The 13,788-nt window shown below is 67.0% G+C and carries 9 protein-coding genes; 6 read left to right on the top strand and 3 right to left on the bottom strand.

The window, feature by feature from the left end; all coding sequences use genetic code 11:
• Window positions 1-53 precede the first annotated feature (53 nt).
• The 3 genes from CVUC_RS16435 (at window position 54) to pyk (ending at window position 5,286) form a co-directional block, all read left to right on the top strand.
• Complete coding sequence (locus CVUC_RS16435) at window positions 54-1,073, top strand: LacI family DNA-binding transcriptional regulator (RefSeq protein ID WP_010919916.1); 1,020 nt, start codon at window positions 54-56, stop codon at window positions 1,071-1,073.
• Window positions 1,074-1,370: 297 nt separating this feature from the next.
• Window positions 1,371-3,836 carry a glycoside hydrolase family 3 protein gene (locus CVUC_RS16430; protein WP_096033472.1) on the top strand — a complete coding sequence of 822 codons (2,466 nt, stop codon included), beginning with the start codon at window positions 1,371-1,373 and terminating at the stop codon, window positions 3,834-3,836.
• Between the two features lie 19 nt (window positions 3,837-3,855).
• Entirely contained in the window at window positions 3,856-5,286 is a 1,431-nt protein-coding gene (pyk, locus tag CVUC_RS16425; RefSeq protein ID WP_096033471.1) for a pyruvate kinase, read from the top strand.
• Window positions 5,287-5,464: 178 nt separating this feature from the next.
• On the opposite strand, the gene CVUC_RS16420 is transcribed toward pyk, so the two are convergent.
• Entirely contained in the window at window positions 5,465-6,598 is a 1,134-nt protein-coding gene (locus tag CVUC_RS16420) for an acyl-CoA dehydrogenase family protein (RefSeq protein ID WP_096033470.1), read from the bottom strand.
• A 72-nt stretch (window positions 6,599-6,670) separates the two neighbouring features.
• Window positions 6,671-7,876, bottom strand: coding sequence for an acyl-CoA dehydrogenase family protein (locus CVUC_RS16415; RefSeq protein WP_096033469.1), 1,206 nt, complete (start codon window positions 7,874-7,876; stop codon window positions 6,671-6,673).
• 174 nt (window positions 7,877-8,050) lie between these two features.
• On the opposite strand from CVUC_RS16415, the gene CVUC_RS16405 reads away from it, so the two are divergent.
• Window positions 8,051-9,712, top strand: coding sequence for a phosphatidylglycerol lysyltransferase domain-containing protein (locus CVUC_RS16405; protein ID WP_096033468.1), 1,662 nt, complete (start codon window positions 8,051-8,053; stop codon window positions 9,710-9,712).
• Here the strand turns inward: CVUC_RS16405 and CVUC_RS16400 are convergent.
• The gene (locus tag CVUC_RS16400; RefSeq protein WP_096033467.1) at window positions 9,709-9,924 is read right to left on the bottom strand and encodes a hypothetical protein; all 216 of its coding nucleotides are present in this window, start codon (window positions 9,922-9,924) and stop codon (window positions 9,709-9,711) included. The genes CVUC_RS16405 and CVUC_RS16400 overlap by 4 nt on opposite strands.
• Before the next feature lie 208 nt (window positions 9,925-10,132).
• Between CVUC_RS16400 and CVUC_RS16395 the strand changes: the two genes are divergently transcribed.
• Together CVUC_RS16395 and CVUC_RS16390 are read left to right on the top strand one after the other, a co-directional pair.
• Window positions 10,133-13,057, top strand: coding sequence for an SEL1-like repeat protein (locus CVUC_RS16395; protein ID WP_096033466.1), 2,925 nt, complete (start codon window positions 10,133-10,135; stop codon window positions 13,055-13,057).
• Window positions 13,058-13,300: 243 nt separating this feature from the next.
• Complete coding sequence (locus CVUC_RS16390; RefSeq protein WP_010919908.1) at window positions 13,301-13,762, top strand: DUF3429 domain-containing protein; 462 nt, start codon at window positions 13,301-13,303, stop codon at window positions 13,760-13,762.
• Window positions 13,763-13,788: the final 26 nt, after the last annotated feature.

The raw sequence follows: 13,788 nt of genomic DNA, 5'->3' as shown, positions 1-13,788 counted from the left end.
TCATGGCTAAGTACGCGCCGAACCGAGCGAATCGGACCGGCGAGGGACGGAAATTGAGCGCCAAAGTCACGATCCACGACGTGGCCCGCGAGAGCGGAGTCTCGATCAAGACCGTCTCGCGTGTCCTGAATCGCGAGCCCAACGTCAAGGCTGACACCCGTGATCGCGTGCAGGCCGCGGTAGCTGCGCTGCACTATCGCCCCAATATCTCGGCCCGTAGCCTGGCGGGGGCGAAGGCCTATCTGATCGGCGTTTTCTTCGACAACCCCAGCCCCGGCTACGTCACCGATGTGCAGCTCGGCGCCATCGCCCGTTGCCGGCAGGAAGGGTTCCATCTGATCGTCGAGCCGATCGACTCGACCGCCGATGTCGAGGATCAGGTCGCGCCGATGCTGACGACGTTGCGCATGGACGGCGTGATCCTGACCCCGCCGCTCAGCGATCATCCGGTCGTTCTGGCGGCGCTTGAGCGGGAAGGGGTGGCCTATGTCCGCATCGCCCCAGGCGACGATTTCGACCGTGCGCCGTGGGTCAGCATGGATGATCGGCTGGCCGCCTACGAGATGACCAAGCATCTGGTCGATCTGGGCCACAAGGACATCGCCTTTATTGTAGGGCACCCCGACCACGGCGCTTCGCACCGGCGTCATCAGGGGTTCCTCGATGCTATGCGCGACAGCGGCCTGCGTGTTCGTGATGATCGTGTGGCGCAGGGCTGGTTTTCGTTTCGCTCGGGCTTCGAGGCGGCCGAGAAGCTGCTGGGCGGCGCGGATCGACCGACGGCGATCTTCGCCTCGAACGATGACATGGCGCTGGGCGTCATGGCGGTCGCCAATCGCTTGCGGCTTGACGTTCCTACTCAACTGTCAGTCGCCGGCTTCGACGACACGCCGGGAGCGAAGATAACCTGGCCTCAGCTCACCACGGTTCGCCAACCGATCCACGCCATGGCCGGAGCGGCCGCCGACATGCTGATGCAAGGCGTCGAGCGGGAAGAGGGCGCGCCCCCGCCATCGCGGCTCCTGGACTTCGAACTCGTCGTGCGGGAGTCCACCGGCCCAGCGTCGCACTGACGAGTGCGCGATTGGCAAGTTGGTACCGCAATCATATTCCCCTTGACAGCGCTGTCCGATCGACGTGAGATCGCATAGATCAAGACAGTCGCCACGAAAAGGCGGCGTCAGGAGGAAACGCCATGACCTCGCCTGGCCAGTCCAGCGGCTGTCGCGCCCTGTGCGCACGATCACTCCCCTCCAAGCGGACCTGAAGCCGCTTATCTTCGCTCGGCGCGGACACTTCGCAAGCGCCGCGCCGAGCGCCTTTCCTTTAAACACCGCTCCGCCCGACGGACGCCCCTTCAAGGATCGCCCATGCTGCCGCGCCGTTTCGCCTTCGCTTCCGCCCTGGCCCTGACGATCGCCTGTGGATCGGCCGGCGTGGTCCTGGCCCAGACGCCGCCGAACGCCACTGCAAACCCCGCCGTTTGGCCGAAGTCGGCCAGTCCAGCCGCCATCACCGACGCCAAGACCGAGGCCTTCATCGCCCAGCTGATGAGCCGGATGACCGTCGAGGAGAAGGTCGCCCAGACCATCCAGGCCGACGGCGCCTCGATCACGCCCGAGGAACTGAAGAAGTACCGGTTGGGATCGGTGCTGGTCGGCGGCAACTCAGCGCCGGACGGCAATGACCGCGCCAGCCCGCAGCGCTGGATCGAATGGATCCGCGCCTTCCGCGCGGCGGCGCTGGACAGGCGCGGCGACCGGCAGGAAATCCCGATCATCTTCGGCGTCGACGCCGTGCACGGTCACAACAACGTCGTGGGCGCTACGATCTTCCCGCACAATGTCGGCCTGGGCGCAGCGCACGACCCCGACCTGATCCGTCGTATCGGCGAGGTGACCGCTAAGGAAATGGCCGCCACCGGCGCGGACTGGACCTTTGGTCCGACGGTCGCCGTGCCTCGCGATTCACGCTGGGGCCGCGCCTATGAGGGCTATGGCGAGAATCCGGAGATCGTGAAGGCCTATTCGGGCCCGATGACCCTGGGGCTGCAGGGGGCGCTGGAAGCCGGCAAGCCGCTGGCGGCTGGCCGCGTGGCGGGCTCGGCCAAGCACTTCCTCGCCGATGGTGGCACCGAGAATGGCCGCGACCAGGGCGACGCGAAGATCTCCGAGGCCGATCTGGTGCGTCTGCACAACGCCGGCTACCCGCCGGCGATTGAAGCCGGCATCTTGTCGGTGATGGTCTCGTTCTCCAGCTGGAACGGGGTCAAGCACACCGGCAACAAGAGCCTGCTGACCGACGTGCTAAAGGAGCGCATGGGCTTTGAGGGCTTCGTCGTCGGCGACTGGAACGCCCACGGCCAGGTCGAGGGCTGCAGCAACACCAGCTGCGCCCAGGCCTATAACGCCGGCATGGACATGATGATGGCTCCCGACAGCTGGAAGGGCCTCTACGACAACACCTTGGCGCAGGTGAAGGCCGGGCAGATCCCCATGGCGCGGATCGACGATGCCGTTCGCCGCATCCTGCGAGTCAAGGTCAAGGCCGGCCTGTTCGAGGACAAGCGGCCTTTGGAGGGCAAGCTGGAGCTCCTCGGCGCGCCTGAGCACCGGGCCGTGGCGCGCGAGGCGGTGCGCAAATCGCTGGTGCTGCTGAAGAACGAAGGCGTGCTGCCGCTGAAGAGCTCGGCTCGTGTGCTGGTCGCCGGAGACGGCGCCGACGACATTGGCAAGGCCTCGGGCGGTTGGACCCTGACCTGGCAGGGCACCGGCAACAAGAACAGCGACTTCCCGCATGGCCAGTCGATCTATGCAGGCGTCGCCGAGGCCGTGAAAGCCGGCGGCGGCAGCGCGGAACTGTCGGTTTCAGGCGATTTCAAGCAGAAGCCCGACGTGGCGATCGTCGTGTTCGGCGAGAACCCCTACGCCGAGTTCCAGGGCGACATCACCAGCATCGAGTATCAGGCTGGCGACAAGCGTGACCTGGCGCTGCTGAAGAAGCTCAAGGCTGCGGGCATTCCGGTGGTGTCGGTGTTCCTGAGCGGCCGGCCCCTGTGGACCAACCCCGAACTCAACGCGTCCGACGCCTTTGTCGCGGCGTGGCTGCCCGGCTCGGAGGGCGGCGGCGTGGCCGACGTTCTGGTCGGCGACAAGGCGGGTAAGCCGCGCCACGACTTCCAGGGCAAGCTGTCCTTCTCCTGGCCCAAGCGCGCCGACCAGGAGCCGATCAATGTCGGCGACCCGGGCTATGACCCGCTCTTCGCCTATGGCTATGGCCTGAGCTACACCAAGCCCGGCAAGGTGGCCAAGCTGTCGGAATACCCGGGCGTCGCGTCCGCCGCCGCCAATGTCGATCGCTACTTCGTCGACGGCCGCACGCCTCCGCCCTGGATGATGAACGCCTCCGGCGCGGCGTCGCTCAAGACGGTGGACGCCGGCGCGCAGGAAAACGCCCGTCAGGCCACCTGGAGCGGCGAAGGGCTGGGCGTGGTCGGGGTTATGGGATCGCCGGTCGATCTTTCGCGGCAGACCACCGGCGACATGGCCGTGATGCTGCGATACCGCGTCGAAGCCGCCCCGACGAAACCGGTGTCAATGAGCGTAACCTGTGGCGAATCCTGTCGCGCGACGGTAGACGTAACGTCAACGTTGTCAGGTGCGAAAACGGGCGAATGGCGTACGGCGAAGATCAAACTTTCCTGCTTCCTCGCCAAAGGCGCGGATATGACGCAAATTTCGTCTCCGTTTGCGCTGACGACCGCGGGGGCGCTGACGCTTTCGTTCACGGAAATCCGGCTCGCCTCGAACGAGGGCGACGCCACCTGTCCAAACTGATCCATGAAGGAGCGACGGCATGATCCGCGCCCGTCGCTCGCGCATCGTCGCCACCCTCGGTCCGGCGTCGAGCTCTTTCGACATGATCGTCACCCTGGCCAAGGCCGGGGCTGACGTCTTTCGCCTGAACTTCAGCCACGGCGCCCACGAGACCCACGCGGCCGTCTATGCGGCCATTCGCGAGGCTGAAAAGGTCGTCGATCGTCCGCTGGGCGTGCTGGCCGACCTTCAGGGGCCCAAGCTGCGCGTCGGCAAGTTCGCCGATGGTCCGGTGATGCTGAAGGCCGGCCAGGCGTTCCGCTTCGACAGCGATCCGGCGCCGGGCGACGAGACGCGCGTGCATCTCCCGCACCCGGAAATCCTGACCGCGATGCGGCCGGGCGCGACCCTGCTGCTGGACGACGGCAAGCTGCGGATGACCGTGACGGATGCGGGCCCCGGCTACGCCAACACCAAGGTCGTCAACGGCGGCAAGCTGTCGGAACGCAAGGGCGTAGCGGTGCCGGATGTCGTCATCCCGATGTCGCCGCTGACCGCCAAGGACCGTGAGGACCTGGCCTTCGCCCTGCGCCTGGGCGTGGACTGGGTGGCGCTGTCGTTCGTGCAGGCCCCTGAGGATATGGCCGAGCTGCGCCGGATCGTCGAAGGCCGCGCCGCCGTGCTGGCCAAGATCGAAAAGCCGCAGGCGCTGAAGGTGCTGGGCCCGATCCTGGATCTCTGCGACGGCGTCATGGTGGCGCGTGGCGATCTCGGCGTCGAAATGGCGCCCGAGGAGGTGCCGGTCGCCCAGAAGGAAATCCTGCGCGCGGCGCGTGAGCGGGGCATTCCCGTGATCGTCGCCACCCAGATGCTGGAGTCGATGACCAGCTCGCCGACCCCTACGCGGGCCGAGGCGTCGGACGTCGCCAACGCCGTCTATGAGGGCGCCGATGCGGTGATGCTGTCGGCGGAGTCGGCGGCGGGTGACTATCCCGAAGAGTCGGTCTCGATGATGAACCGCATCATCGAACGCGTTGAGCGTGACCCGAAGTGGCCAGAGCTGATGTACGCCGAGCAGAGCCACGACGACGTGGACGCCGACGTGCTGGTGGTCGCCGCCGCCGGGGCGGCCAAGTCGGGGTCCACCAAGTGCCTCGTGGCCTTCACCACCACGGGCGCGACCGCGCGCCGCCTCTCGCGCGAGCGCCCCTTGCAGCCGGTGCTGGCCCTGTCGCCCGAGATCAGCGCCGTGCGTCGCATGTGCCTGGTCTGGGGTGTGGAGCCGCGCGTCAGCGCTCAGCCCGACAGCCTGGAGGTCGTCACGACGGACGCGTCGAGCAAGGCGTTGGAGCTCGGCCTGGTGGCGCCCGGTGAGCGACTGCTGGTCGTCGCGGGCACGCCCTTTGGCGCTCCGGGCGCAGCGAACCTTCTGCGTCTGGCGCATGCGCCGGCGCCGGCGCGCCGGCGTTAGAGCCCTTTAGCTTTAGATGGAATCATCTAAAGCGTTTGAAAGGTCTCTAAGTGTTTGATTTTAGAGCCTGTTTATCTGGTTTAGATGGTTCCATCTAAACCAGACAGGCTCTAGTCCTGCCAGGTTTAGACGGGGGCCGTTCGGACGATCGGCCCCCGTTCGTTGATGAAAGGCGCGCTCAGAAGCCCATCAGGCGAGCGTAGCGGTCGCGGTGGAAGCTGGCCCCGCCGAACAGGGCCTCGGTGACGCGTGCGCGCTTCATGTACAGGCCGGCGTCGTGGGCGTCGGTCATGCCGATGCCGCCGTGCATCTGCACCATCTCGTTCGACGCCAGGTGCACCAGCTCGCTGGCCTTGGCCTTGGCCAGAGAGGCCAGCGCGCGGCTGTCGGCGCCGGCGTCCAGCGCCTCAAGCGCGGCTTCGACGCACGAGCGGGTGGTCTCCAGGTCGGTGAACCACTTGGCGGCGCGGTGTTGCAGGGCCTGGAACGTGCCGATGACCTGGCCGAACTGGGTGCGGGTCTTCAAGTAATCCAGGGTGATGTCGAAGGCGGCGCTGGCGCTGCCCAGCATCTCGGCGGCGAGGCCCGCATAGGCGCGGTCCAGGGTCGGCTCCAGGATGGCCCAGCCCTTGTCGACCTCGCCCAGCACCGCGTCCGCGCCGACCTCGACGCCGTCGAAGACGATCTTGGCCGCGCCGCGCGAGTCGATCAGCGACAGGTGCGAGCGGGTCACGCCGGCGGCGTCGCCCGCGACCAGGAACAGGGTCAGGCCGGCGGTGTCGCCCGGCTGGCCGCTGGTGCGGGCCGCAACGATCAGCAGGTCGGCGGCCTCACCGTCCAGCACCAGGGTCTTGGTTCCGTTCAGCACGTAGCCTGCGCCGCTTTGGGTCGCCGACAGGGCGGTGCGGGCGGGGGCGTGGTGAGCGCCTTCGTCGATCGCCAGCGTCGCCACGGCCTCGCCGGTGGCGATCTTGGGCAGCCAAGCCTGCTTCTGAGCGTCGGAGCCGCCCAGCTGCAGCGCCGAAGCGGCGATCATGGCGGTGGAGAGGAGCGGGGAGGCGGCCAGGGTCCGGCCGGTCTCTTCCAGGATCAGGCCCAGGCCCAGATAGCCGAAGGCCGAGCCGTCATAGGCCTCGGGCACGATCACGCCGGCCCAGCCCATCTGGCCCATCTCGGCCCAGGCGGCGGGGTCGAAGGTCTGCTTGCTCTTGCTGTCGCGCAGCTTGCGCAGGGCGCCGACGGGGGCGCTTTCGCTGGCCCAGCCCTTGGCGGTGTCGCGCAGCATCGTCTGTTCTTCGGTCAGGACGGCCATGTTCAGGCTCCTTGAAAAGTCTTGGTCTTGGCGCGCCGTTCCGACGGCGCGCGCGGCTTACGGCTCGGAGGGTTACTGGTGATCCAGAAGGCCCAGGACCCGCTTGGCGACGACGTTGAGGTTGACCTCGCTGGTGCCGCCCTCGATCGAGTTGCCCTTGGCGCGCAGCATGGCGCGGGGTGCGGCCAGCTCCTCGGCGCTGAAGTCTTCGCCCGACCAGCCCAGGCCCTGAAGTCCCAGGGCCTCGACCAGCAGCTCGGTGCGCTCCTGGTTCATCTTGGCGGCGGCGTACTTGATGATCGAGACGGCGGCGCTGGGGCCCGAGCCCTGCTTGGACTCCGCCTCGGCGCGGCGCACGGTCAGCATGAAGGCGTGGGCGTCCATCGAGTGAGCCGCCAGACGCGCGCGGAAATCGCCGTCGGCGATGCGACCTTCGCTGTCGACACCGAGCTCCTTCTTGGCCGCCTCGACGACCGACAGGCCGCCGCCGCCGCCAAAGCCCGAGGCGCTGATGTTCTGGCGTTCGTACTGCAGCAGGCGCTTGGCGATGTCCCAGCCGCCGTTCAGCTTGCCGACGAGCTGTTCCTTCGGGACCTTCACATTGTCGAAGAAGGTCTCGCAGAAGGGCGAGGAGCCGCTGATCAGCTTGATCGGGCGGGCCTCGACGCCGGGCGAGGTCATGTCGAACAGCACGAACGAGATGCCCTCGTGCTTCTTGCTGGTGTCGGTGCGCACCAGACAGAAAATCCAGTCGGCCTGGTCGGCGTAGCTGGTCCAGACCTTCTGGCCGTTGATCAGATAGTGGTCACCCTTGTCCTCGCACTTGGTCTGCAGCGAGGCGAGGTCAGAGCCCGCACCGGGTTCGCTATAGCCCTGGCACCAGCGGGTTTCACCGCGGACGATCGCGGGCAGGAAACGCTGCTTCTGCTCCTCGGTGGCGTATTCCAGCAGCACCGGGCCCAGCATCCAGACGCCGAAGCTCATCAGGGCCGGGCGCGCCTTGAGGCGGCGAAGCTCCTGTTCCAGAACCTTGTTCTGGGCCTTGGAGAGGCCGCCGCCGCCGTATTCCTTGGGCCACATCGGGGCGGTCCAGCCGCGTTCGGCCATGCGGTCGAGCCACAGCTTGGCGTCGGGGTTCTTCCACACCATCTTGCGGCCGCCCCACGGGGCCTCGTCCTCGCCCATCGGCGCGTTCAGGGACTTTGGATAGTTGGCTTCGAGCCAGGCGCGGGTATCGGCGCGGAAGGCGTCGAGATCGGTTCCCCCGAAATCGGCCATGGTCTCATCTCCCTAAGCGGACCGGTGTTTGGCCGACACACTACCCCTCGCCACGGCGGCGGCAAGCTGATTCAAACGATCGTTCGCATCTTGGCGCGCGACCACGCCGGGGATTACGCGATATAGAAGCGGCTGCTCCTGGATCCCTCGGGGATTCGCGATTTCGGGATCTGGATGTCCTCGACAGTTTTCAGGCCCGCGGCCCATGCGATCGCCCCCACCGTGGCGGCGATCCTGGCCGCGTCGGCGGGTGTCATGCTGTTGGCCTCCGGGGCGACGCCGTCCGAACCGACCCGTTTCCTGCTTCTTCTGGCCTTCGCGCCGGACCTGCTGATCGAGATCAGCCACTTCTTTTCCTCAATTTTGGGTCTCGTGCTGCTGCTGCTGGCCTTTGGCCTGCGTGCGCGGCTCGGCGCGGCCTGGTGGGCCGCTCTGATCGTGCTGGGGGCCTCGGCCGTTCTCGCCATTTTCAAAGGCCTGAACTGGGAAGAGACCGCCATGCTGCTGGTCTGCTTCTTTGTGATCCTGCCGTTCCACGACGCGTTTCCCCGGAAGGCCGCGCTCACCAAGATGGAGATCACGCCGGGGTGGCTGCTCTCAGCGGCTGCCGCCATCGTCGGGGCGTCGGTCCTGGGCTGGTGGTCGTTCAACCACACAGAGTTCGCTGACAAGTCCTGGATCAGGATCCTGCAGGATCACGACGAGGCGGCCCGGGCCATCCGCTCGTCGGTCGCCGCGGCTATTGTCCTGCTTGGCGTCGGCGTCTGGCGCCTGATCGCGACGGCGGCGACCCCGCCCGTGGTCGACGACACCGATCCCGAGTTTGACCGGGTGCGCGCCATTCTGGCCAAGGCCGAGGGCGCCGAGCCCAGCGCCAACCTCGCGCTGCTGGGCGACAAGCGGTTTCTGTTCTCGGCGTCAGGCGAGACCTTCCTGATGTTCGGGGTCCGCGGCCGCTCGTGGATCGCGCTCGGTCCGCCCGTCGGCAAGCGCGAGGAGCGCATGGAGCTGTTCTGGCGCTTCCGCGAACTGGCCGACGCCCACGCCGCGCGCGCGGGCTTCTATGGTCTCGGACCCGACGATCTTCCCGACACGGTGGATCTGGGTCTGGCCATCCAGAAGACCGGGGAGAGCGCGGCGGTGCCGCTTGAGGCGTTCAGCCTGGTTGGGCGGCGTCGCGAGGTGCTGCGCCGGAACTGGCGTAAGGCCGGGGAAGGCGGCGCGGCGTTCGAGGTCCTGCCTGTGGGCGCGGCGCCGGCCATGATGGACGAGCTGAAGTCCATCTCGGACTCCTGGCTCTCGCATCACGCGGGCGGCGAAAAGAGCTTCTCGATGGGGGGCTTTGACCCACGTTATGTGGCCGAGTTCCCCGTCGCGGTTGTTCGCAGTGAAGGCAAGATCGTCGCCTTCGCCACGCTGTGGACGACGGCCGCCAAGACGGCGTTCTCCATGGACCTGATGCGCTACTCTGACGAAGCGCCCAAAAACGTCATGGACTATCTGTTCGTCGAGCTGCTGCAGTGGGGCAAGGACGAGGGATACAGCGCCTTCGAGTTCGGCGTCGCGCCGCTGGCGGGTCTGCAGGATCGCCCACTGGCCCCGATCATGTCGCGCGTCGGCCGGCTGCTCTACGAGCGCGGCGAGGAGATCTATAACTTCCAGGGTGTGCGTCGCTACAAGGACAAGTACGACCCAGTCTGGCAGCCGCGCTACATTGCCGCGCCTCAGAAGTGGGCGATCCCGTTCCTGCTCGCCGACATCGGGCTGCTGTCGTCCGGTGGGGTCTCCGGCCTGGCGAAACGACCCAAGAAGCTCCCGGAGAAGGCCGCGACCTAGTAGCGCGTCTGGTTACCCGTCTGGACGCCTAGCAGGTTCACCAGATGCACCAGCATCAGCATCAGTCCGACCACGCAGATCATCATCATCGGCCGCCAAGGGATCAGCCGCGGACCCTTGAGAATATTGATCGGACGCGCGCCCAGCCAACCGAAGAGCACGGCGAGCATCAGGAACAGGATCGCGGCGGCGGCGGTGACGGGCAGGTCCATGCGCGCTTCTAGGCCTGCGACAATCCGCCTGGCAAATGGTTAACCAGTGTTAACCCTCTTGCTTTTGAACCGCGCTACAGAGTGATGGGACTCTGTCCTGATTCCTCCACAGTGAATCGCACAGCCACTACATCTGGCGTTTTCGTCGCGTTTACACCCTAGGAATCGGTGACTAGCGTTTTCCCCAGGTGCGGGGAGATCGATTCGCATGACGGCGGCTTCGCCATGGAGCGTTAAGGGGATTGACCCCAAGGCACGGGAGGTCGCGAAAGACCTCGCGCGTCGCTCCGGCATGACTTTGGGTGAATGGCTGAACCGAATGATCATCGAAGGCGATGGTCAGACCGCTGATCCGCGTCTCGCGGGGGACGATGTCCCCAACCGCGCCTATCTCGAGATTGTCAAAGATGATGCGCCGCCGCGCATCGAGATCGCCGAGCATCCGGCAGATGAGGTTGGTCGCGTCGCGCTGGCGCTGGATCGCCTGACCCAACGCATTGAAGCCGCCGAGGGGCGCAACGCCGCCGCCATCACCGGCATCGATCACTCCGTCCGTGACGCCCTGACGCGTCTGGGCGCATCCGAACGTGAGCAGATCGCCGTCGCCGCCCGGTTCGAGGGCGCTGTCGACGAACTGAAGACCGAGCAGGCTCGGGCCACCGAACGTCTGCGCCGGATCGAGAGCGAGGCGGCGGGTCCGCGCTCGGCCGAGGCGTTGCGCGCGCTGGAAGGCGCCTTGGGCAAGGTCGCCGGACACCTTTACGAAGGCGAGGCGCGGACGCGCGAGGCGATCGCGACCCTGGAAGCCAAGCTGAACCAGCAGAGCTCGGGCGATCCCAGCGCGCTGGTCGAGGCTGTGGTCGCGCGACTGGGCGAACGCCTCGAAGCCGCCGAAACCCGCACCAGCGACGCGCTGCGCGAACTGGGCGCGTCGTTCCAGGCCCTGGATCAGCGCTTGGGCGCCGTCGAGACCGCCAATCCCGCCACGGGCGTTCAGGAGGGCCTGGACAGCCTGGCGGCCACCCTCACGCAGAAGATGGAAGCCGCTCGCCTGGAAATGGCGGCCAAGCTTCGCGAAAGCGCCGACGGACGTTTCGATCGCATGGAGCGCAAGCTCGGCGAGATGGCGGCCCACGTGCAGGCGGCCGAACAGCGCTCGGCCCAGGCCATTGAGCGTATGGGCCGCGAGATTGTCGGTGTCGCTGACGCGTTCAATCGCCGCGTCCACGCCGCCGAGAGCCGCAACGCCAGCGCTATCGAGCAGGTCGGTGGCGAGGTTGCGCGGATCGCCGCCAGCGTCGAGCACAAGCTCAATCGCGCCGATAGCGTTCAAGCCCAGGCCCTTGAAAAGCTGGGCGGCGAGATCGCCCGGATCACCGAGAAGCTGGCCGAGCGGATCGGCAGCGCCGAGCGACGCAACGCCCTGGCCATCGACGATGTCGGCGAACAGGTCGCCCGCGTCACAGAGCGCCTGAACCAACGCCACGAACGTTCCAGCCAGGAACTGGTCGACCGCATCCGCCAGAGCGAAGAGCGCACGCTCCGCATGCTGGAAGAAGCGCGCGAAAAGATCGACAGCCGTCTGTCCGAGGCGCAGCGGAAGCTGGAAGCTGCGCCGCCGTCGCCGCCGCCCGCGCAGGCTCCGGCGCCGGTTGCGACTGCTCAGCGTCCGGTTCCGCCGGCGGCTTCGCCCTTCGAGGACAACTATTTCAGCCAGGCCGCCTCGTTCAGCACGTCTGAGGATGAGGCTGACGCGTTTGATGCGCCGCCTGCGCCGGCACGTAGCTTCGAGGTGGCGGAGTTCCCGGCTGCGGAGCCGGAAGAACCGGCCTTCGCACACGATGACTACGCGATCGCCGATGGCTTCGAGCCGGAAAGCCCGCGCTATGAAGTCGAGCCTGAGGTCTCCGACTTCGCGCCCGCCGAGCCGTCGCGTCCGATGTCGACCCGCGATATCATCGAGCAGGCCCGCGCCGCCGCGCGCGCCGCCGCCGCCTCGGAAGGCAAGGGCGGCAAGGCCAAGTCGGCGAAGAAGGAAAAGGCTTCCAAGGCCAGCGGCGCGCTGTTCGGCGGCTTTGGCGGTTTCTCGACCAAGAAGTCGAAGGCGCGCTTGGGCGCGACCGTGACGACGGCCCTCGTTGTCTTCGCCGCCGCCGGCGCGCTCGGGGCCGGCGTGGGCGGCCTGCTGCTGCTGAACACCGACGACGGCAACAACTCGCCCAGCCGCGTCGCCCAGGCGATCGCTGGTCGCAAGGCCGATGTCGAGGTGAATGGTCCCGAGGCTGACACGACCCCCGGCGCGCCGCGCGCCGCCGTCGCGCTGACGACGGGCAAGGTCGTCCCAGCCGAGGTCGAGGCCCCTGCAGCCCCGCCGACCAACGAAGCCAAGGCCCTGTTCGAGGACGCGGTCCGTAAGATCGAGTCGGGGGATCGCTCGGGCGTCGAGCTACTGAAGCGCGCCGCCAATGGCGGCTACCCGGCCGCGCAGTTCTACCTCTCGAAGATGTACGAGGGCGGCAAGAACGGCGTGAAGGTCGATATGGCCGAAGCGCGCCGCTGGAGTGAGCGCGCCGCCAACGGTGGCGATCCGCGGGCCATGCACAACCTGGCCCTCTACTACTTCAAGGGCGAGGGCGGTCCGCGCAATTCGACGACGGCCGCCAGCTGGTTCCGCAAGGCCGCCGACATGGGCCTGGTCGACAGTCAGTTCAACCTGGCTCAGCTCTACGAAAGCGGACTGGGCGTCAGCCAGAATCCGGCCGAAGCCTACAAATGGTATGTGATCGCCGGCCGCGCTGGGGATTCGACCGCGCGGGGCCGCGCCACGGCGCTGCGCTCGCAGCTGACCGCAGAGGCCCAGCAGACCGCTGACCGCTCGGCCTTAGCCTTCCGTCCGCAGACTCAGGTCCAGACCGCCAGTCTGTCGACCGCTGCGCCGGCCGCCGCAAACGCCAACCTTGGCGTTGCGCAGCGTGTCCTGTCGCAGCTGGGCTATTACCAGGGGCCGCGCGACGGTGTCTCGTCGCCCGCCCTGCGCATGGCGATCGCGGCCTATCAGCGTGATCAGGGTCTGCCCTCCACCGGATCGGTGGACGGCGAGACCCTCAATCGCCTGTCGGTCTACGCGCGCTAAACGCCTCGCGACCTCGCGCTTTGCCGGGAAGAGGGCCGCGTTTGTCGTGGCCCGTTCTCGCTCGCCTTGGCGCCTGTTCGGGATAAACTCCATTGCATTCAAACACCTTCCCGGGCCAATTCAGGTCATAAGGCAGGGCTTCGCGCGCTGAAGATCGTCCGTGGACCTATCGCGTCCGGTCGGTAATAGTCGCGTTAGGGGCAGGGGCGGGCGACCAAGGTCGCCTTCCGAAGGAGTTGTGGCATGAACGAGTCCGCGGGCGGGCGGACGCCGGTTCCACCGGCGGCGTGGGTCTTTGGTCTATCGACCCTGATCCCATTCTTTATCGCGTCGGGCTTGTTCTGTTATGGCCCCGTGGCCATCCGGAAGTCCGCCTTGCTGGGACTTCTGGCTTACTCGGCTGCGATGGTTTCCTATTTCGGCGGGGTCCGTACAGGTCTTGAGATTGAGAACCCTAGTCCGCGATGGTCGGTCCTGGGTATCTCTCTTCTCTTCCCGCTGGCTGGATTTGGCCTGTTGCTGGGCGGCCTGAAGTTTGAAGCGGCCTGGCAGCTATCGGGTTTCCTGCTGGTGTTCCTGCTGCAGTGGGTCTGGGATGTCACCGACCACGAGGGGCCGAGTTGGCGGCCCCGGATGCGCACCCTGATGACCGCCGGCGCGGCCATCTCTCTGGCGTTCGCGCTGGAGCAGGCCTTGCATATGTAGGCGCCGGCGCTAGAGCCTGTCTGGTT

This window comes from Caulobacter vibrioides (assembly GCF_002858865.1).
Classification (GTDB): Bacteria; Pseudomonadota; Alphaproteobacteria; order Caulobacterales; family Caulobacteraceae; genus Caulobacter; species Caulobacter vibrioides.
This window is presented reverse-complemented; position numbering and strand designations above follow the sequence as displayed.

Excerpts from the sequence above, each read along its gene's own strand:
- pyk (WP_096033471.1), top strand. The coding sequence starts at position 3,856 with ATGATCCGCGCCCGTCGCTCGCGCATCGTCGCCACCCTCGGTCCGGCG.
- CVUC_RS16400 (WP_096033467.1), bottom strand. The coding sequence starts at position 9,924 with ATGGACCTGCCCGTCACCGCCGCCGCCGCGATCCTGTTCCTGATGCTC.
- CVUC_RS16415 (WP_096033469.1), bottom strand. The coding sequence starts at position 7,876 with ATGGCCGATTTCGGGGGAACCGATCTCGACGCCTTCCGCGCCGATACC.
- CVUC_RS16405 (WP_096033468.1), top strand. The coding sequence starts at position 8,051 with ATGTCCTCGACAGTTTTCAGGCCCGCGGCCCATGCGATCGCCCCCACC.
- CVUC_RS16395 (WP_096033466.1), top strand. The coding sequence starts at position 10,133 with ATGACGGCGGCTTCGCCATGGAGCGTTAAGGGGATTGACCCCAAGGCA.
- CVUC_RS16390 (WP_010919908.1), top strand. The coding sequence starts at position 13,301 with ATGAACGAGTCCGCGGGCGGGCGGACGCCGGTTCCACCGGCGGCGTGG.
- CVUC_RS16430 (WP_096033472.1), top strand. The coding sequence starts at position 1,371 with ATGCTGCCGCGCCGTTTCGCCTTCGCTTCCGCCCTGGCCCTGACGATC.
- CVUC_RS16420 (WP_096033470.1), bottom strand. The coding sequence starts at position 6,598 with ATGGCCGTCCTGACCGAAGAACAGACGATGCTGCGCGACACCGCCAAG.